This window comes from Colwellia sp. F1, assembly GCF_056238625.1.
The window spans coordinates 13,355-32,840 of record NZ_JBWDLI010000009.1 but is presented as its reverse complement, the minus strand read 5'-3'; the positions used below and the strand labels follow the sequence as shown (position 1 = coordinate 32,840).

16 protein-coding genes are annotated in these 19,486 nt (G+C 38.5%); 6 read left to right on the top strand and 10 right to left on the bottom strand.

The window, feature by feature from the left end:
• Nucleotides 1–512: 512 nt before the first annotated feature.
• Nucleotides 513–3,347, bottom strand: a complete 2,835-nt coding sequence (locus AC0UA9_RS10010) for an insulinase family protein (RefSeq protein ID WP_475659657.1) — start codon at nucleotides 3,345–3,347, stop codon at nucleotides 513–515.
• A 152-nt stretch (nucleotides 3,348–3,499) separates the two neighbouring features.
• Here AC0UA9_RS10010 and sixA point away from each other — a divergent pair, with 152 nt between their 5' ends.
• Nucleotides 3,500–3,997 carry a phosphohistidine phosphatase SixA gene (gene sixA / locus AC0UA9_RS10005; RefSeq protein ID WP_475659656.1) on the top strand — a complete coding sequence of 166 codons (498 nt, stop codon included), beginning with the start codon at nucleotides 3,500–3,502 and terminating at the stop codon, nucleotides 3,995–3,997.
• 25 nt (nucleotides 3,998–4,022) lie between these two features.
• On the opposite strand, the gene smrB is transcribed toward sixA, so the two are convergent.
• The gene (gene smrB / locus AC0UA9_RS10000; protein WP_475659654.1) at nucleotides 4,023–4,592 is read right to left on the bottom strand and encodes an endonuclease SmrB; all 570 of its coding nucleotides are present in this window, start codon (nucleotides 4,590–4,592) and stop codon (nucleotides 4,023–4,025) included.
• A 156-nt stretch (nucleotides 4,593–4,748) separates the two neighbouring features.
• On the opposite strand from smrB, the gene prmB reads away from it, so the two are divergent.
• Both prmB and aroC read left to right on the top strand, forming a co-directional pair.
• Nucleotides 4,749–5,678, top strand: a complete 930-nt coding sequence (gene prmB / locus AC0UA9_RS09995; RefSeq protein WP_475659653.1) for a 50S ribosomal protein L3 N(5)-glutamine methyltransferase — start codon at nucleotides 4,749–4,751, stop codon at nucleotides 5,676–5,678.
• A gap of 92 nt (nucleotides 5,679–5,770) precedes the next feature.
• Nucleotides 5,771–6,901, top strand: coding sequence for a chorismate synthase (aroC, locus tag AC0UA9_RS09990; protein ID WP_475659652.1), 1,131 nt, complete (start codon nucleotides 5,771–5,773; stop codon nucleotides 6,899–6,901).
• Between the two features lie 127 nt (nucleotides 6,902–7,028).
• Here aroC and AC0UA9_RS09985 read toward each other — a convergent pair whose 3' ends face one another.
• Together AC0UA9_RS09985 and tpx are read right to left on the bottom strand one after the other, a co-directional pair.
• A complete protein-coding gene (locus AC0UA9_RS09985) occupies nucleotides 7,029–7,490 on the bottom strand; it encodes an Hsp20 family protein (RefSeq protein WP_475659651.1) in 462 nt (153 codons plus the stop codon).
• A 231-nt stretch (nucleotides 7,491–7,721) separates the two neighbouring features.
• Nucleotides 7,722–8,387: a thiol peroxidase gene (gene tpx / locus AC0UA9_RS09980; RefSeq protein ID WP_475659649.1), complete on the bottom strand. Its 666-nt coding sequence runs from the start codon at nucleotides 8,385–8,387 to the stop codon at nucleotides 7,722–7,724.
• 236 nt (nucleotides 8,388–8,623) lie between these two features.
• On the opposite strand from tpx, the gene AC0UA9_RS09975 reads away from it, so the two are divergent.
• Nucleotides 8,624–9,751 carry a response regulator gene (locus AC0UA9_RS09975; protein WP_475659646.1) on the top strand — a complete coding sequence of 376 codons (1,128 nt, stop codon included), beginning with the start codon at nucleotides 8,624–8,626 and terminating at the stop codon, nucleotides 9,749–9,751.
• A gap of 56 nt (nucleotides 9,752–9,807) precedes the next feature.
• The gene (locus AC0UA9_RS09970; RefSeq protein ID WP_475659644.1) at nucleotides 9,808–10,776 is read left to right on the top strand and encodes a sensor domain-containing diguanylate cyclase; all 969 of its coding nucleotides are present in this window, start codon (nucleotides 9,808–9,810) and stop codon (nucleotides 10,774–10,776) included.
• 9 nt (nucleotides 10,777–10,785) lie between these two features.
• Here the strand turns inward: AC0UA9_RS09970 and lnt are convergent, their stop codons facing one another.
• From lnt to miaB, 5 genes are all read right to left on the bottom strand, one after another.
• On the bottom strand, nucleotides 10,786–12,381 hold the full coding sequence (lnt, locus tag AC0UA9_RS09965) for an apolipoprotein N-acyltransferase (RefSeq protein WP_475659643.1): 1,596 nt from the start codon (nucleotides 12,379–12,381) through the stop codon (nucleotides 10,786–10,788).
• Entirely contained in the window at nucleotides 12,374–13,267 is an 894-nt protein-coding gene (locus tag AC0UA9_RS09960; RefSeq protein ID WP_475659641.1) for an HlyC/CorC family transporter, read from the bottom strand. The genes lnt and AC0UA9_RS09960 overlap by 8 nt, the downstream gene beginning before the upstream one ends.
• Nucleotides 13,268–13,303: 36 nt before the next feature.
• Nucleotides 13,304–13,759: an rRNA maturation RNase YbeY gene (ybeY, locus tag AC0UA9_RS09955; protein WP_475659639.1), complete on the bottom strand. Its 456-nt coding sequence runs from the start codon at nucleotides 13,757–13,759 to the stop codon at nucleotides 13,304–13,306.
• Nucleotides 13,759–14,751 (bottom strand): PhoH family protein, encoded by a 993-nt coding sequence (locus AC0UA9_RS09950; RefSeq protein ID WP_475659885.1) that lies wholly within the window; start codon nucleotides 14,749–14,751, stop codon nucleotides 13,759–13,761. Before AC0UA9_RS09950 ends, ybeY begins: the two co-directional genes overlap by 1 nt.
• A 144-nt stretch (nucleotides 14,752–14,895) precedes the next feature.
• Nucleotides 14,896–16,347 carry a tRNA (N6-isopentenyl adenosine(37)-C2)-methylthiotransferase MiaB gene (gene miaB, locus AC0UA9_RS09945; protein ID WP_475659638.1) on the bottom strand — a complete coding sequence of 484 codons (1,452 nt, stop codon included), beginning with the start codon at nucleotides 16,345–16,347 and terminating at the stop codon, nucleotides 14,896–14,898.
• 236 nt (nucleotides 16,348–16,583) lie between these two features.
• Between miaB and AC0UA9_RS09940 the strand changes: the two genes are divergently transcribed.
• On the top strand, nucleotides 16,584–17,807 hold the full coding sequence (locus tag AC0UA9_RS09940) for an FAD-dependent monooxygenase (RefSeq protein WP_475659636.1): 1,224 nt from the start codon (nucleotides 16,584–16,586) through the stop codon (nucleotides 17,805–17,807).
• 226 nt (nucleotides 17,808–18,033) lie between these two features.
• On the opposite strand, the gene purB is transcribed toward AC0UA9_RS09940, so the two are convergent.
• Complete coding sequence (purB, locus tag AC0UA9_RS09935) at nucleotides 18,034–19,404, bottom strand: adenylosuccinate lyase (protein WP_475659634.1); 1,371 nt, start codon at nucleotides 19,402–19,404, stop codon at nucleotides 18,034–18,036.
• Between the last annotated feature and the right edge of the window lie 82 nt (nucleotides 19,405–19,486).

The window sequence follows — 19,486 nt, the reverse complement described above, 5'->3', positions numbered from 1 at the left end:
TAGGGGATATGATTATCGCAATTGTTTGGCTGCTGTTGTGTTTATGAGCCGATTACGCCAGTAGGTAAATTAACTATTCAATGTAAAAATAATATAATATTTTTACATTGAATAGTTATTATAAACCTAATTTACTTGATGCTTAGCGGTAAGTTAATTATATTAACGCCAATTGTATAGTGCTTTTATTTTACTGTAGCGTTTTGTTGTATTAACAGCAGTTAATGACTGCGTTTTAGGTTAACTTTTATGTTATTTTTAATATGCTTAGCGGTAGCTTCTAGTTTATGTTGCGGGCTGTTTTTTTATTGTCAGGCACTTGTTAGTGGCTTAGGCTGCAAGCGATGGACTGTGGCAGGATTAGTTTTTGGTCCACTAATATGGCCTATGTTTGTCATGAAAAAGCGGATGAAATTAAATCGACTTTTTGGTTTCGAACAACTTATTTTTAAGGCTTAGTTTTAGTCTTAACCTTCACTTCTAACAATGTCGGCGTGTAATAACCGGCGCTCTTAGTATTTTCTTCTATTATTACGCTGAAAATCCTCTGCATTAGTAATGTTTGCCTGAACAAAGTGACGTTGTATTTTTTGTGTTGAATACGTATCTTCTGTTGGCACTGACAGTAGCACAACTCTATCCGGGGTGCTTAGAGACAGTAGTTTTTCTTTAATAAAAGCAATAACTTCAGTAAGTGTTAAGGTTAAAATAGCTCTTATTACTTGCTCTTTTTGGTTAAAAGCTTGGTCTTTGTGACAAATAGCGGCCCAAAAACGCTGACTTTTAATTCGTAAGTTATTATCTTTTTCTTGCAACTGTCCAGCTAGCCCATGAATCATAGTTAACCAGCTATCATTATCCAGTTTGTTAATGGTTAGCAAACTATCCTTGATGAAGCTATCTATTGCGTTAGACAAGGTAATAGCGTCAGTATGGGGTGACTGAATATAAAAAGCGATACCAGGGTACTGATTGATAGGAATATAACCAACACCAACTAAGTAGCCGTATTGCTTTTCTGTACGCATTTCTTGAAAAAACAAAGGCGATAACAAATGGCTTGTGACCATAGTTAAGGCCACGAATTTGCTGTTTTTTGCCGGTAAAGGAGTATAAAGCACTGTGGCGTGATCATGATCCGGGATGCTTAAGGTGAGCACTTGCGTTTGTTTATTGGTTATATCGATAACAGGGCATTGCACTGAGTATTCGTTACTGTAATTGTGGTCAAAGGCTTGTTTTATATCATTCACTATTTTATTTGCATGTTTAGTTAGCCAATTACCGTGAATAAAAGCTTCTAACGTTATTTTTTCAAAAAATTTGGCACGAAAAGCTTGGTAATCTGAATAATTTATGTGATTCAGAGCGCTAGCCAGGCTTTTTGCGCTTGGGTTATTAGGTTGCATCACTGAGCTTAAGGTAGAAAATAATTGTGAAATTGACTTGCTTTTCTCGCCATTTTGCCAATGAACCATTAATTGATGTTTAAACACTTTAAAATCTTGCTGACAAATAGCATGGTTTTTTAATCGATATAACAGTTTTTTTAGTAAGGTAGGTTGTTTTTCACTTAAACCAGACGTTTGTAAAGTGATGCCGCCCTGATGGGCGTATAAATGATAATGGATAGAAGCGAGTTCGGCATCGTAATTTTCTTCAATAACAGCATTGGTGAATAAGTCGACAAACAACCGTGTCATGGCAATGTTTTGCGTGCTTGCCACTGAGTAGGGTGAATCAATACCAACATAAATATAACCTTTAGGCACTTTAAAGGTAATATCTTGCTTGTACCACACCACACAACCATTTGAGTCTTCAATTTTTTGGGGGAGAGCAGTGTTGCTATTACTATTAAAGACTTCGGGGTTAGCCGTGATATACGGATTTTTTGGGGGCAGGGACAGGGCACTATTTGCCGTAAAGTTTGTATCGTTTGGCGTAGACAATGCACGCCAGCTGGTTAAAGTATGCGCAGGTATTGCCTTGACGTGATAAGGCACTTGATACCAACAACTTGTTTTAGAAAAGTGTTTGTTGTGACTAATATGAATAATGCGAACATTATCAGCAGTTAAATAATTAAGTAAATGATTCACGTTTTTGTGACTCATCCCTGCCATCATGTAGTCACCAAAAATGTAGTCTTCACAGGGGTAATACTGCATATTAATTACCAACTGGCTGACATTATCTAACGGGCTAGTTTTTTCATGGTATATAAAGGATAAGTTGGCAATGACTTGTTTTTCTTGGTAGTAGTATTCAGGAAGTTTTGCCGATTTTAATAAACCAATGTAAGAAAAAACAAGGTCAATGACTTCATGAAGATGTGCTTCACCTGATTTGGTTAAACTAATGCTGATATTAAAGTCTTTAAAGTTTGAACCATTAATCCCTGACCCTGCAGTTAAGCTCACCGCCCACTGCGCTTTTTTTAACTGGGCTAAAATACTGCCTTTCCCTTCATGACCAATCAAATAAGCGAGTACAGACTCGGGTTTGTCTTGATAATATTTGTCAATACTTTCCATTGCAAAACTAATAATTAATTGGTTTTCATTCTTTACTGGCTGCACATCTATCTGTATTCCTTGGTGTTCAGCAAGGTATAACGGTTCGGTAATAAGGGCTAACGGCTTTTCATTACTTTGAATGTCACTAAACAAGTTGGTGGCTAGTTGCGCTAATTGTGCCAAAGGTTGGGGGCCTTCAAGTGCAAGTGTCATACAATTAGCCTGGTAATAACAATTAAAAAATTCCCGGATTTCTTGACTGATACTGGCGCCATTTCTGTCAGCAAGTGTTTCTGTATTACCAACAGAAAACTTGGCAAAAGGATGGTTTTGGTTGACCGTTTCCTTATGAACATCATATAAACGGCGAATATCATCTTTGAGCTTTAACGTGAACTCAGCCTCAATATTTATCCGCTCTTTGGTGACAAAGTCATCGGTGAGTAAAGGGGTAATAAAAAATTGGCTGAAACGATCTAACGCTTCACCAAAGTATTGATGATGAATATCAAAATAAAAACAAGTGTGTTCAGTGGCTGTCCAAGCGTTGTTGCTTCCACCATGCTGGCTGATAAATTTTTGATACTCACTACCGTTGGGGTATTTCTCTGTGCCAAGAAACAGCATATGCTCTAGAAAGTGAGCTAACCCCTGCCTGGTTTTGGGATCGTTAAAGTGCCCTGCGTTCACTGCTAGGGCAGCCGCACTTTTATCTGTTTCCTTATTATAAATTAATAATACACGTAAGCCATTTTTTAAGGTTAGCGATTGGTATTGTTTTGCATCATTTGGGCTTTTTTTCACCTTTTTGCCGCTTAATTTAGCCATATTCTCCTTAAAAAGTACTCTGTTAATAGGGCGTTGTCTAGTTTAAGAATAACGAGAGGTTATTTTATTCTTAACTGTTAGACTATATTCAATTACTATAGTCAAAATAAAGCAAACGGTGACGTTTATCTACTCGATAAACTGGAGATTATATGCACATTTTCATCATGCGCCATGGAGAGGCTGCTAATACCAATGGCCAAGACTCGCTGAGGCCATTAACTAAAAGAGGGATTAGCGAAACAGAAAAAATGGGAGAATGGCTAGCTCGTCGCAAACTATCCCAAATACAGGTTTTTGTCAGCCCTTACCTAAGGGCTCAACAAAGCTGTCAACATGTGATCGCTGCCTTTGGTACAATTCCTGCCGCTATTTCACAAACGTTGAACTTTATCACACCCTCAGGAAACTCTCAGCAAACACATGACTTTATAGATGGTTTATCTCAAAGCCATGACAACCCTACTCAGGGTGAGGTGAGCGCAGAGCAAAACATATTACTCGTATCGCACATGCCGTTTGTCAGTTATTTAGTTGGGCAATTAACTAACTCATCCAATATGCCCATTTTCTCAACTGGGGCTATTGCCGTTATTGATTATGACACGGATAAAATGCAAGGGCGGTTAATTGAAATGGTTTCTCCTTAGGTGTATAAGAAGCAGGTAATCAAGTTTAGGTTTTATTGAATTTATCTTTTAGCTCGATTAATACTAATAAAGCGCCATTGCCACCCCATTCTAATGGTGCTTGATGAAACGCCATAACGTCTGGATGTTGCACTAACCAATGCGGCACTTTATTTTTTAATACCATTGAACCCAGGCCATGCACAATACAAATGCATTGTGCGTGTTCTTTTTGACAGGCATAAAGTAATGCCGCAACCTCTTGCTTAGCATGTTGTTGATCTAAGCCATGAAGATCTAAAATTAAATCAGGGCTATAAACGCCCCGGCGTAAATTTTTTGCTTCAAAGCTGTCAACATCAAAGCGGACGTACTTCATTGGTCCTTGAGTCGTTAAATTAGGCTCGAACTCATCAGAGAAATGAAACTGCGCATGCGCTTTAGCGTGCAATTTTGCTGCTTTTGTTAGACTATTAGTGTTTTTGGGCTTGCTGACTTTTTTAGCAAAGTGTATTGTATCCCCTTTTAAAGGCTTTACCTTACCAACCGCTTGTTGAAAAAGACTTTCTTCAGGAGTTTCTTTTATTTTTGGCAGTGTTTTTTTAATTTTTATCATGGTGTTTGGGTACAATTTAAAAAATATTAGTTAATTTTCATAAGAAATGAATACGAAGATTTATAATCAGTTATAATCAGACCACCGTCATTGACCATACTCGCATCCTAATAAATAGAGAGTATACAGAAAACCAAAAGGTTTTAGGAATTTAAAATGAGTCACTTAACCGCTGTAACAAGCCAATTACATACCGTAGCTGATTATTGCCGTTATGGAACAACCTTGTTTAATCAAGCCGAGTTATTTTATGGCCATGGTAGTGACAATGCTTTTACAGATGCTTACTTATTAGTGATGTATGCCTTGTCTTTACCCAAAGATATTGACGACAGTATGATGGCATGTCGTTTGATTGAGTCAGAAAAAATTAGTATTTTAGACTTGTTCGCTCGCCGTATTGAAGAAAAAATTCCCGTGGCTTACATCACCAATATTGCTTACTTTGCCCAATTACCTTTTTATGTTGATGAACGCGTACTTATACCGCGTTCACCAATTGGCGAACTCATTGAAAATCATTTTTTTCCTTACATTGACCCAACTAAACCACCTGAACGTATTTTAGATTTATGCACTGGCAGTGGTTGTATAGCAATTGCTTGTGCGCGTTATTTTGCGCAAAGTGAAGTTGATGCGGTTGACCTATCAATAGACGCGCTTAATGTTGCACAATTGAATATTGAAAACCATGACCTATGTGAACAAGTTATTCCAATTCAGTCTGATGTTTTTTCTGGGGTTGAAGGTCAATGTTATGATTTAATTGTCAGTAACCCACCTTATGTTGACCAGCAAGATATCGACAGCTTACCACAAGAATACTTGCATGAGCCTGAAATGGGCTTAGGTTGTGGTGAAGATGGCCTAGACATTGTGCGAGTGATTTTAGCTCAAAGTGCGCAATACCTTACTGACAACGGCTTATTATTTTGTGAGGTGGGTAATTCACAAGTACATGTAGAAGCGGTATATCCCAATGTTCCCTTTACTTGGCTTGAGTTTGAGCGAGGTGGGCATGGAGTGTTTATGCTAACCAAAGCGCAGCTAGTTGAATTTGCCCCTGTGTTTAGCGCTGCTTTATAATATAAAGGTGTGAATCAAGGATCACCATGAATGTAAGTGACTATTAACTTACGATACAACAATTAAATTAAGAAATAGACGTTGGAGCTAAAATGTCAGGCAACACCTTTGGAAAACTATTTACGGTCACTTCGTTTGGCGAAAGCCATGGTTTAGGGCTAGGCGCAATTATTGACGGTTGTCCTCCAGGCATAGCGCTTTGCGAAGATGACTTACAACTTGACCTTGACAGACGCCGACCAGGACAATCGCGCTTTACTACAGCACGAAATGAAGCTGATAAAGTTAAAATAATGTCAGGTGTCTTTGAAGGCAAAACAACAGGTACACCCATAGGTTTAATCATTGAAAACACTGATCAGCGCTCTAAAGATTACGGTAACATTGCGCAAAGTTTCCGTCCTGGTCATGCAGATTACACCTATACACAAAAATATGGTTTACGTGATTACCGTGGTGGTGGTCGTTCATCTGCCCGAGAAACTGCTATGCGTGTTGCGGCAGGTGCTATAGCTAAAAAATATTTGCTAGAAAAGTTTGGGCTGAAAATTCAAGCTTGTGTTACACAAATAGGTGCTATTCGTGCAACATCGGCACAGGGGCAACCACTTGACTGGGACAATATCGACTGGGCTGAAGTTGAGCAAAACCAATTCTTTTTCCCAGACAGCAGCAAACTTGACCAGTTAGATCAATATTTGCGTGATGTGATGCGCGCTAAAGACTCTATTGGCGCGAGGCTTAGTGTTGTTGCAAGCAATGTACCTGTAGGGCTTGGAGAACCAATATTTGATCGCCTTGACGCTGAAATTGCGCACGGTTTAATGAGTATCAATGCCGTTAAAGGGGTAGAAATTGGTGATGGTTTTAATGTTGTAAACCAAAAAGGCTCTGAGCACAGAGATGAATTAACACCAACAGGTTTTAGCAGTAATCATGCTGGTGGTGTTTTAGGTGGGATTTCTTCAGGGCAGAGTATTATTGCGCATCTAGCCTTAAAACCAACGTCTAGTATTGGCGTTAGTGGTAAAACGGTTGATGCGAATGGTGATGCTGCAGACATAATCACCAGAGGCCGACATGATCCTTGTGTTGGTATTCGTGCCGTGCCTATTGCTGAAGCAATGTTAGCACTTACCTTAATGGATCATTATTTAAGGCATCGCGCACAAAATGCGGATGTAGATTGCAGTACCCCCGTTATTACAAAGCCTAGTCTGTAGAGCCCAGTAATAAGAGCTTAACCCTTGTCACTAATATCTACTCAGGTTAACGAAAACTTTATGTAAAAAAAAGCCCAGTCGAATGACTGGGCAAAACAATTAAGTGGGGAAAATATAAGGGGACTAATTAGCCATTGTCGAGCAAGCTTTTACCATTAATGGCTATTTTTCTCGGTTTTAAAGCTTCTGGTATTTCTCTTTGTAAGTCAATATTCAACAAGCCATCTTTCATAAAGGCACCAATCACTTTAACATGCTCACCGAGCTGAAACTTTCTTTCAAAGTTTCTTTGGGCAATACCTTGGTGTAAAAATTTACGGGGGGCATGTTTGTCTTTATCGTTGTCGTCTACGGCTTTAGTGCCAACAATAATTAAACTATTATCTTTTGACTCTATATCAATATCTTGTTCACTAAAACCGGCAACAGCCATTGTAATTCTATATTTATCTTCGGCGAGTAACTCCACATTATAGGGAGGGTATGAAGATTGTTTTTCAGCTTGTGAGGCTTTGTCAATTAAACCAGCTAAGCGGTCAAAACCAATAAATGAGCGGTAAAGTGGACTGAAATCTGTTGATGTACGCATAATAATATATCCTAATAATTAGCAATAATAATGTTGCCTTTCTTACCTATGGTAGGTATTAATGAACAGGCGTTGTTTAACTAAAATAAATTAAAAAGTTAATTTATTTTTTATTGTGTAGCCCCTTACGGCGACTACACTAATATAGATGGGGTTAAGCAGGAATATTTCAAGGGTAAAATAAAATTACTTTTCAGGTTTTTGATTATATTGGCTTTATTTATCTTATTTTTAGTTTTCGCTGGTATCCGTGCCACCTTCATTTTGTTGGTTTTCAATAACGATAACTGGGGCGATGTCTTTGACTGCCTTTAAGGCGCTTTTATAGTCAGGGTGTTGTGAAATATCTGCAACTAACTCTTTATACTTTAGCGTTCCTTGCTCATCAATAATGAAAATAGCACGGGTTAACAAGCCCATGTCTTTAATAATTAAACCATATTTCTCACCAAAATCTCGCCAAACAGAGTCAGACAGTACTTTTATTCGGTCAACACCTTCCACTTTGCAAAAACGCTTTTGTGCAAAGGGTAAATCATTACTAATGGTCAGTAGTGTAATATTACTAGGTAAATTGGCAGCTTCATCATTAAAACGTTTGGTTTGAATAGAGCAAATACCAGTGTCTAAACTGGGTACCACAGAAATGAGTAAGGTTGTTTTAGCAAAGTCAGAAAGCTGTACAGGTAAAAAATTTTTATCGACAACTTTAAAATTGGGGGCTTGTTCATTTATGGTTACTTGGTTACCAAGTAAGGTGACGTATTTATTATTCGCTTTGACAAGGTTATAGGTTTCAGGTAATTGCTTTTGCGCAAAGGCTTGTGTATTAAAAGTTAAAACAGAGCTTAACGAAAGTAAGACAATTAAAAGATTGTTTAGGCTAGAATTTTTCATTAGTAGTAGCGGTAATTAAGTTGTATTATTATTTTAACGTTTTTACCATTATATTTCTGCACTATTTTAAATAATAGCTGTAAACTAGTGGAATAATAATTTATGTTTAAGGCTAAGCCGTAAGAGCCTAGAGCTTATTAAGCATGTTAATGCGTATTAAAAGCATTTACATAGGTTAGCAAATTTATGGCAATATTTATATTCTAATATTTACTTTTTAAAAGGCGGTGCTTTATATGCCAACTAAGCTACTCATTTGTGATGACTCAAATATGGCTCGTAAGCAACTGGCGCGTTCGCTTCCTGACGGCTGGGATGTAGAAGTTAGCTTTGCAACAAATGGTGCAGAAGGGATAGAAGCAATAAAAGCGGGTAAAGGAGATATTCTATTACTTGACTTAAATATGCCTGTTATGGATGGTTATCAAGTACTTGAAGCTATTTTAGCACAAGACTTACCCACACTAACCATTGTGGTATCGGGTGATATTCAACCCCAAGCACATAAGCGAGTCACTGGTTTAGGCGCTTTAGACTTTATTAAGAAGCCCGTTAACAAAGATAAATTAACAGAAGTGTTAACAGCGTATGGTGTGTTTACAAAAGATGAACAAAACAAACAAGTTACTGCTATAAGCGCATCTGACGCTCCTGTTAAAACAGCGTTAGAGGCTAGTGTTAAAGAAAAAGCGAAAATTGCATTAAAATCCGCTGAGTTAAAAGTGACGTCAGTTGATACCACTACTTTTGAAAACCCTCAAACCTTGACCTTATCTCCTGAATTACGTGATTGTTACCAAGAAATTGCCAATGTTGCTATGGGAAGAGCAGGAGATTTGTTAGCCAGACTACTAGACGTTTTTGTAGAACTACCAATACCGAATGTTAATTTTATTGAAGTTAGCGAATTGAGAATGGCGCTAAAAGATGTTGAAGCTAATGAAAGTACGTCCGGTGTTTGTCAAGGTTTTATCAGTGCTGGTATTTCAGGGGAAGCATTACTTATTTTAAATGACTCAAGCTTTAAAGATGTTGCCTCCTTAATGAATTACCAATATGACGAGGATGAAGGAACAGAGCTAGAGCTGTTAATGGATTTAGCGAATGTATTAATTGGTGCGTGCTTAAAAGGCATTGCTGAACAATTAGATATTAACTTTAGCCAGGGTCACCCTGTTGTTTTAGGCCAACATAGAAAAATATCAGAGTTGATCGCTAACAATGTTAATAAATGGAAGAAAACGTTGGCAATAGAAATAAGTTATAGTATTGAAAACTATCCGATTAAATGTGATTTGCTGCTATTGTACACTGAAAAATCAATGGAAACGTTGAACAATAAACTTGCTTATTTAACAGAGTAACTGGCAAGTTATTAAGATAATTATTTTAATTAAGCCGCTAAAGAGTGGGATTGAATATGTCGTTAGAAACGTCACAATTGAAAGAACTACACTGGTTGATGGAAATGTTGCATAACATCGACGTTGGTTTGGTGGTTTTAGATAAAGAGTATAAAGTTCAGGTATTTAATGGCTTCATGGAGAACCATAGTGGCTATAAACCAAGAGAAGTTAAAGGAAAGGTATTATTTGAGCTTTTTGACGAGATACCCAGAGATTGGTTTGAACGTAAGGCAGAATCAGTTTGTTTATTAAAAAATAAAGCTTTTACTATCTGGGAGCAAAGGCCCTACTTGTTTAAGTTTGACAGTTACCGGCCTGTAACCGGCAGTGCTGATTTTATGTATCAAAACACAACTTTTATCCCACTACTTTCCTCGGGAGGTGAAGTGAGTCATTTGTGTTTACTTGTATACGATGTAACTGACAATGCCATACATAAAATGAGCTTAGAGCAGGCGAATAATGAACTGGCTATTTTAAGTCAAACTGATGGTTTAACAGGGCTTTACAACCGAATGCACTGGGAAAGGTGTTTACAAGCAGAGTATAAACGCTGGATACGTAGTCAGCACGCTAGTTCACTAGTGATATTAGATATAGACCATTTTAAAAACGTAAATGATACTTATGGTCATTTAGTTGGCGATGAGGTAATTCGTCATATTTCAGCGTTAATTTTAAAACAAGTACGAGAAACTGATGTTTCAGGGCGATATGGTGGTGAAGAGTTTACGGTTATATTAGCCGACACGCCATTAAAAAGTGCTTATATTTTTGCTGAGCGCTTACGAAAGGCAGTAGAAGCTTCGGTTGTTAAATATAATGATATTGAGATTAAGTATACGATCAGTGTTGGTGTTGCGGAAGTAGACGAAAGCATTAAAACTTCTGAAGCGTGGATTGAATGTGCAGATGCTGCGCTTTATAACGCGAAAGAGAGTGGCCGAAATAAAGTATGTTTACACCCAAAACAAAGCCAGTAAATTAGCGCGTTACCCACCTTGTGTATGCCTTTTTATTTGGGTGCTAAGCCCGAGTATTAAGAGCACTAAAATCATCACTAACAATGTTAACCTTGGCCATTGGCTATAAGGGGTTTGTCCTACCACTAGTGGTACGTCAGCTTTTAATACCGCTTCTTCAAACTGTGGGATGCGTGCAATAAAACCTCCTTGGTGATCTACAATGGCTGTAATACCGTTATTGGTTGCACGTAACAGCGGCTTACCAAATTCTAATGCGCGCATGCGGGCAATTTCCATATGTTGGTGTGGCCCATGAGAGCGGCCAAACCAAGCGTCATTACTCACGGTTAGCAACAAATCCGTTTCTTGGGTTAGGTTGGCTGCTAACTGATGCGGGAAGGCTATTTCAAAGCAAATTAATGGCAGTAAGTCTATGCTATTAGCTTTTAGGTTTTCTTGAATGTAATCACCTCGGCTAAAAGACGACATAGGTAGATTGAATAAAGGGGCTAACGGTCGCAGTATTGTTTGAAAAGGAACAAACTCACCAATAGGTAATAAATGATGTTTTGAATAGCGATTGCTATGATTGTAGAAATACCCTTGCTCATCTTCCTCTTTACCTGCTGTGTTTTGCTGACCTAAAGTAATTAAACTATTAAAGTATGCGCCATTGATAAAGTTATAATTAAGAATACCGGTAATAATAACACTGTGATTTAACAAAGCGGATTTGTTCACAGTTGTTAAGTAATCTTGGACAGTAGGCTCCATTGCGGGAATAGCAGATTCAGGCCAAATAATGATGTCAGCGTCATAATTTACACGTGTAAGATCTAAATATTTAAGCATTGTGGGCCATTCTTGCTCGGGTGCCCATTTTATAGTTTGCGCTATATTACCTTGTATTAAGGCTACTTTTGTTGTTTCGCCTGTCGCTTTAACCCACACGAATGATGATAAAATAATATTGGCTATACCCACCAAACAAATAACACCAAGTGGTAATACAGCTCTGGTATAGTGGCGTAGTCTTATTGTACTGACTATGTTTACCAAAGCGATATTAATTAAAATAATCAATGCGGTAATACCCACCTCACCAATAACAGGGGCAAAGCTAGCGAGTGGGCTGTCTATTTGGCTATACCCGAGCGAGAGCCAAGGAAAACCAGTGAGTAAAACACTGCGTAAATACTCACCAATAAGCCAAAAAGAGGGGAGTAGCCATAAGTTAAGCTGCTGCTGGTGAGAAAACCGCGCCGTTAAATAAGCAGCAAGGGCAGGAAATAGCGCTAAATACAGGCAAAGTAGCACCATTAATAGCAATGACACAAATAACGGTAAACCGCCAAATTGGTCAATGCTAACATGTACCCAACTAATGCCGCTGGCAAACCAACCAAGGCCAAACACTCCCATGAGTTTAGCGGCTTTTTTAGGTGGCTTTCTTTGTAAGGTATTAAAAGCAAACGCAGGTATAACTAAGGTTAAATACCACTGTGAAAAAGGGGCATAAGCAAAAACCAAGCTTAAACCTGCAAAAAAGCAAAGCCAATATTCTTTATTATATAACAGGTGAATGACTCGTAAAAAGGCTGAATTAAAGCTCACTTTAGTCACATATTTTACCATTAATTTTATGATTTTTATTAACGGTTACTTGTAACATTTGCATACAGCGAGTGTCAGCAGAAACGACTTTAAAAGCAAAGTCACCGATAGTTACTTGCTCGTCTTTTTGTGGCATGTGGTGTAGCTCTTGTAAAACTACCCCCGAAATAGTGTCGGCTGATTTTTCGTCAAAATCACTATTAAAGTATTGATTAAAATCTTCGAGTTCAGTTAGTGCGTTCACTAAATAAACGTTCCCAGCCAGAAGTTTTATGTTGGTTTGGTTATCATCGTCAGTTTCATCTTCTATCTCACCAACAATTTGCTCTAAGATGTCTTCGATGGTCACCACGCCAGAAATTCCACCGTACTCATCAGCAACAAGTGCCATATGATAGCGGTTCGATCTAAATTCATTTAGTAGTGGCTCGATTTTTTTGCTTTCAGGTACAATGATTGCAGGGCGAATTATGTCGTTTAAGTTAAATTCATTCTTGTTTGAATCTAAGTTAGCATCATTAAAGCCAAAAGCGAGGAGATCTTTGGCTAATAAAATACCATCAACGTGATCAATATCTTCATTCACCACAGGAAATCGAGAGTGACCTGACTCTAAAATAATCGGTAAAAACTCTTGCAAACTTTGGTTTCTGTCAATGGTGACCATTTGTGCGCGAGGGATCATAATATCGCGCACACGCATTTCTGCTACACCTAGTACGCTTTCAATCATCAGTTTAGTTTCTGAGTTGATCAGTTCACGGTTTTGCGCATCAGCTAATACATCAACGAGGTCATTTTTATTTTTCGGCTCAAGGCGAAATGTTTGAAGAACTTTCTTCACAAATGATTTCTTTTTTGAGCCGGGGCTAGAGTGGGGGTTGTCATCGCTCATAGAGCCTAGGTATTTCCTATGTTTATTTATGTATGTTTATATTTTATATGGATTATCAATAGAAAAACCCATTAAAATTTGCGTTTCTAATGCTTCCATTTCTTCAGCATCAGTGTCGTTTATATGATCATATCCTAATAAATGCAAGCATCCGTGTACGACCATATGCGCCCAGTGAGCAAATAATTCCTTTTTTTGTGCCTGTGCTTCTTGCTCTACAATTTGAGCACAAATAACTAAATCACCTAATAAATTTAGTTCAACCCCTTCAGGTACTTCAAAAGGAAAGGACAAGACGTTAGTTGGCTTGTCTTTTTGCCGGTATTGTTTATTAAGCTGTTGGCTTTCTTCAATACTAACGAGGCGAATAGTTAGTTCAAACACCTGTGATGTTGCACTATTTAACGTGGCGTTAACCCACTGTTGAAACAGCTCAACACTGGGTAAGACTTTGGCATCACAAGCATTTTGTAAATCCACAATATGTTTCATTACTTGGCACTGCTTAATTGTTGTTCTTTTAGTTTTTTTTCTCTGTTTAACTTTTGCTCATGTGACTCATAAGCTTCTACCACTTTAGCCACAACAGGGTGGCGTACTACATCTTTTGCTTGGAAAAAGTTAAAACTAATACCGTCAATTGTTTGCAGTACATTGATGGCATCACGCAAGCCTGACGCTTGATGACGGGGTAAGTCAATTTGTGTTATGTCACCGGTGATCACGGCCCTTGAGTTAAACCCTATACGGGTTAAAAACATTTTCATTTGCTCTACGGTGGTGTTTTGGCTTTCATCTAAAATAATAAAAGCATCATTTAATGTTCTACCGCGCATATAAGCTAAGGGCGCTATTTCAATTACATTGCGCTCAATCAGCTTCTCGACACGCTCAAAACCGAGCATTTCAAATAAAGCGTCGTAAAGTGGTCTTAGGTATGGGTCAACTTTTTGTGATAAATCACCCGGCAAGAAACCTAGCTTTTCACCGGCTTCAACAGCAGGGCGAGTTAATAATATTCTCCGTACTTCTTGTCGCTCTAGTGCATCTACAGCACAGGCAACCGCAAGGTAGGTTTTACCCGTTCCTGCAACACCTACACCAAAACTAATGTCATTCGTGAGTATGTTTTGTACATAAGATTGTTGGTTACTATTACGTGGTTTAACGATGCCACGTTTTGTTTTAATGGTAACCATTTTTTCATAATTAGCACCCAGTTCAGAGGCTTCTTTACTACTTGCAGAGGCACTGTGATCATCATCTTGTTCTAATACTTTGGCTTCAATAATAGCAAGGTGAACCATTTCACCGGTAATTTCCTTGCTTTTTCCTTTCACCATTGCTGTCTCTAAATACAGGTTTTTTAAAATATTTATAGCAGCCAGGCAATGGTTATTTTTGCCCAATACTTTGAACTGATTACCACGGTAGCTAATTTTAACGCCTAAACGACGCTCAATTGATTTTAGGTGATCATCCATTGGACCACATAAATTTGCCTGACGTTCGTTATCAACAGGGGCTAACAGAAATTCGTGGTTATCTTTATTGTTTACTTGTTTATTCGGGTGCTCTTTTGATTGTACGGTCAAAATATCTTCCATTAATGTTAATCGTTTATAATATTAAGGTGTGTAAGTAGCAACACCTAAATCATCAGTATTATGTGTTATGGTTTGTGATGTTTTATGATGGTTATTGGCTAATATATCAGCTGGAGAGTGGGCAATGCGAAGCCCCATTTCGCTTTCTTGACGAATTAACTCGCCACGTAATGAATTCGCATACACATCTGTGATTTTTACATCAACAAATTGTCCTATGACTGAGTGTGGCGCAACAAAGTTAACGGTGCGATTGTTTTCAGTTTTTCCGCGTAACTCCATTGGGTTTTTCTTTGAAGGCCCTTCAACTAAAATACGTTGTTCAGTGTTCAGCATTTGTCTGGCAATGCGCAATGCTTGGTGCGTTATTTTATCTTGTAATAAAGCTAAACGTTGTTTTTTGGTTTCATCGCTAATGTCGTCAGGTAAGTCAGCAGCGGGTGTACCAGGACGTGCGCTGTAAATAAAACTAAAGCTTAAGTCAAAATTAACCGCTTCAATTAAGTTCATAGTATCCATAAAATCATCATCAGTTTCACCTGGGAAGCCGATAATAAAGTCTGATGACATGCAAAGATCAGGACGAACCTTTTTTAATTTACGAATTTGTGATTTGTACTCAATGGCCGTATGGCCACGTTTCATTTGCGTTAAAATTCTGTCGCAGCCACTTTGTACAGGCAGGTGTAAATGGTTCACTAACTCTGGCACATCAGCATAAGCGTCTATAATATCATCGGTAAATTCAACTGGATGTGAGGTGGTGTAGCGAATACGGTCAATACCGTCAATAGTAGCCACTAAACGCACTAAATCGGCAAAACGGCAAATACTGCCGTCGTGCATTTCACCACGGTAAGCATTGACATTTTGGCCAAGTAAGTTTACTTCTCTTACATTTTGCTCAGCCAGTTGTGCTATTTCGTATAATACGTCATCAAGTGGCCGGCTTACCTCTTCACCACGTGTATAAGGTACTACACAAAAAGAACAGTATTTACTGCAACCTTCCATTATTGAGACAAAAGCAGTGGGACCATCAGCTTTGGGCTCTGGTAAACGGTCAAATTTTTCAATTTCAGGAAAGCTAACGTCAACAATGGGGTTGCTACTACGTTGTAACTGGTTGAACATTTCAGGTAAACGGTGCAAGGTTTGTGGGCCAAAAACCATATCAACAAAGGGCGCGCGTCGACGAATCGCATCACCTTCTTGTGAGGCTACGCAGCCACCAACGCCAATCACTAAATCGGGTTTGTGATCTTTTAGCTTTTTCCAACGGCCAAGTTGGTGAAAAACTTTTTCTTGTGCTTTTTCACGAATAGAGCAGGTATTGAGTAAAATAACATCAGCATCTTCAGCTTCTTGCGCTAGCTCAAAACCATGAGTTGAGTCTAGTAGTTCAGCCATTTTTTGCGAGTCATACTCGTTCATTTGACAGCCCCAAGTTTTGATATATAGCTTTTTACTCATTTATTTTACTCTTACTTATTCGCTTAATGATTATAATCGACACCGCTATTAACCAGTTTACGTTGAATACTTATTAATATATCGATAAAGGAGGCGCATTTTACCTTAAATAAAGTAAACATTCGAGCAAACTCCGTACTGTTTAGATAAATTAATTTCTCAGCAATATTGCTAGGTTTAACTAAGCTGCTTCGATACAATAACTTGTATTGGCTTTTAAGAGAAATTGGTGGTGCATGAAAAATTTTGATTGTGTAGTTATTGGTGGTGGCATGGTGGGCGGAGCAAGTGCGCTAGCACTAGCACAGCTTGGTTTAACCGTTGCCTTGGTTGAACAGTATGAGCCTAAGGAATTCACCCCAGAACAGCAGTTTGATTTACGTGTTTCTGCCATATCGTTAGCGTCTCAATATTTATTAGAGCAATTAGGCGCTTGGTCACAAGTAACACAATGGCGAGCTTGCCCCTATAAGCGACTCGGTGTTTGGGAGCAAGCATATGCTTATACAGAGTTTAATGCTAAAGACATACAGCAAAACCATTTAGGGCATATTGTTGAAAATCGATTATTACAGTTAGCTTTATGGCAACAAATAAAACAACAGGGAAATATTAATATATTTTGCCCTGAAAAACTGGTGTCCTTGTCACAAAACCAAGAACAAGCGACGCTAGTTTTAGAAAACACCACTGTCACGGCTAAGCTAGTAATCGCGGCAGATGGTGCTAACTCTCAGGTGCGTGATTTAGTAAATATAGGGGTAACTTCATGGGACTATCAGCAGTCAGCCATGCTCATTAATGTTAAAACAGCATTACCGCAACAAAATATTACCTGGCAACAATACCTACCAACAGGGCCGGTTGCTTTTTTACCCTTGCTAAAAAACACAGCCAATGATAAAAACCCTTCAACGCAAGGGGCGTCTGGCGGTTATGCCTCATTAGTTTGGTACCACCAACGAGATGAAATTAAACGTTTGTCAGCCTTATCAAATAAGCAGTTACAACAAGCGGTATTGTCAACATTTCCAAAAAGGTTAGGGCCGGTAGAGGTGCTAGCAAAAGGGGCTTTTCCGCTCACCCGACGCCATGCTAATACCTATCAAAAAAACCGTGTATTATTGCTCGGTGATGCGGCACACACTATCAACCCAATGGCAGGTCAGGGAGTGAATTTAGGTTTTAAAGATGTTCAAGCACTACAAACTATTATTGCTAATGCTATTGCTGAAGGTGAATGTTGGCATAATAATGCAGTGTTAGCTCGCTATGAAAAAACAAGGCGCAATGATAATTTGTTAATGCAGTCTACAATGGATGTTTTATACCATGCTTTTAGCCATCCATCCCCCTTGGTGCACACGTTAAGGAATGTTAGTTTATTGGCGATAAACAAGCTACCAGTGCTAAATAGTGTTATAAAGAATAAAGCCTTGGCTTATGCCTGTGGTGTGTAAGACAAAGTCCATTAAGTTTAGTGCTAGCTTTGCGCTTCATAAGCGCGCTTAACACAAGCGAAATTGATTAAACATAGCCACTCTATATTACTTCCATTGCTGTTTGAATATAGTTAGGTGCAGTAATAAAAAAGAAGACCTAAGTCTTCTTTTTTATTAACCGTGATAATTTTAACGCTTGTATTAATAAATTAAGCTGGTTAACTATTAACCAGCTAGGTATCTTTTATGATAACTCATCAATAAATGATACAGCACGGCCGATATAACTTGCGGGTGTTAATAAACACAACTCTGCTTTAACTGGGTCAGGTAAGTCAAGACCGTTGATAAACTCACGCATTGAGTCGCCATTAACGCGCTTACCACGAGTTAATTCTTTGAGTTTTTCGTAAGGTTTTTCAATGCCATAACGGCGCATAACGGTTTGTACTGGCTCAGCGAGCACTTCCCAGTTACCATCAAGTTCACTGGCAAGGCTTTCCTCATTGACTTCTAACTTACTAATACCTTTAAGGGTCGACTGATAAGCAATAATAGCATGGCCAAAGCCAACCCCGAGGTTACGTAAAACTGTTGAGTCAGTTAAGTCACGTTGCCAGCGAGAAATAGGCAGTTTTTGCGCGAGGTGGCCAAATATTGCGTTAGCAATGCCTAAGTTACCTTCAGAGTTTTCAAAATCAATAGGGTTAACTTTATGTGGCATGGTGGACGAGCCAATTTCGCCAGCGATGGTTTTTTGTTTAAAGTGGCCTAAGGCAATATATCCCCAAATATCACGGTCAAAGTCAATTAAAATGGTATTGAAGCGCGCAACAGCGTCAAATAGTTCAGCAATATAGTCATGTGGTTCAATTTGTGTGGTAAATGCGTTCCATGTTAACCCTAATGAAGTAACAAACTCTTGGGCAAATTGATGCCAGTCCACTTCAGGGTAAGCACTTAAATGTGCATTGTAATTACCAACAGCACCATTTATTTTACCCAGTATTTCTACGTCGGCAATTTGCTTACGTTGACGTTGTAAACGCACATAAACATTGGCCATTTCCTTACCTAATGTACTTGGTGATGCTGGTTGTCCATGCGTACGACACATCATAGGAATTGCTTTATATGCTACGGCCAGTGCTTTAATTTCGGCAAGAATTTCATCCATGGCAGGTAGTAATACCTGTTCATTACATTCTTTTAGCATTAAACCATGAGAAAGGTTATTAATATCTTCAGAAGTACAAGCAAAGTGAATAAATTCAGTAACGGCATTTAACTCAGCATTGTCGGCAATTTTTTCTTTTAAGAAATACTCAACGGCTTTAACATCGTGATTTGTTGTTGCTTCAATGTTTTTAATGCGTAACGCGTCTTCTTCGTTAAAGTTTGAGACAATGTTATTTAGCACAGTATTGGCTGCTTCACTAAAAACAGGGACTTCTGCAATCGCTTTAGTGGCACTGAGTTTTTGTAGCCAACGCACTTCAACAGTGACACGGTATTTGGTTAAACCAAACTCACTAAAAATAGGGCGTAAGTCACTTGTTTTGCTGCCGTATCGACCGTCTACTGGTGATATTGCTGTTAACGCTGAAAGTTCCATGATGTTTTCCTAGGTTAAAATTTATATTGCAAAGCTTATCTAGCACTTGTGTTTTCAAGTATTAGTTACACTTAGTTTAAAA

Bases quoted from the DNA above. Each gene is read 5' to 3' on its own strand.
- AC0UA9_RS09975 (WP_475659646.1), top strand. From the start codon at position 8,624: ATGCCAACTAAGCTACTCATTTGTGATGACTCAAATATGGCTCGTAAG.
- AC0UA9_RS09985 (WP_475659651.1), bottom strand. From the start codon at position 7,490: ATGCGTACATCAACAGATTTCAGTCCACTTTACCGCTCATTTATTGGT.
- miaB (WP_475659638.1), bottom strand. From the start codon at position 16,347: ATGAGTAAAAAGCTATATATCAAAACTTGGGGCTGTCAAATGAACGAG.
- AC0UA9_RS09960 (WP_475659641.1), bottom strand. From the start codon at position 13,267: ATGAGCGATGACAACCCCCACTCTAGCCCCGGCTCAAAAAAGAAATCA.
- aroC (WP_475659652.1), top strand. From the start codon at position 5,771: ATGTCAGGCAACACCTTTGGAAAACTATTTACGGTCACTTCGTTTGGC.
- AC0UA9_RS09940 (WP_475659636.1), top strand. From the start codon at position 16,584: ATGAAAAATTTTGATTGTGTAGTTATTGGTGGTGGCATGGTGGGCGGA.
- AC0UA9_RS09970 (WP_475659644.1), top strand. From the start codon at position 9,808: ATGTCGTTAGAAACGTCACAATTGAAAGAACTACACTGGTTGATGGAA.
- purB (WP_475659634.1), bottom strand. From the start codon at position 19,404: ATGGAACTTTCAGCGTTAACAGCAATATCACCAGTAGACGGTCGATAC.
- tpx (WP_475659649.1), bottom strand. From the start codon at position 8,387: ATGAAAAATTCTAGCCTAAACAATCTTTTAATTGTCTTACTTTCGTTA.
- AC0UA9_RS09950 (WP_475659885.1), bottom strand. From the start codon at position 14,751: ATGGATGATCACCTAAAATCAATTGAGCGTCGTTTAGGCGTTAAAATT.
- sixA (WP_475659656.1), top strand. From the start codon at position 3,500: ATGCACATTTTCATCATGCGCCATGGAGAGGCTGCTAATACCAATGGC.
- AC0UA9_RS10010 (WP_475659657.1), bottom strand. From the start codon at position 3,347: ATGGCTAAATTAAGCGGCAAAAAGGTGAAAAAAAGCCCAAATGATGCA.
- smrB (WP_475659654.1), bottom strand. From the start codon at position 4,592: ATGATAAAAATTAAAAAAACACTGCCAAAAATAAAAGAAACTCCTGAA.
- prmB (WP_475659653.1), top strand. From the start codon at position 4,749: ATGAGTCACTTAACCGCTGTAACAAGCCAATTACATACCGTAGCTGAT.
- ybeY (WP_475659639.1), bottom strand. From the start codon at position 13,759: ATGAAACATATTGTGGATTTACAAAATGCTTGTGATGCCAAAGTCTTA.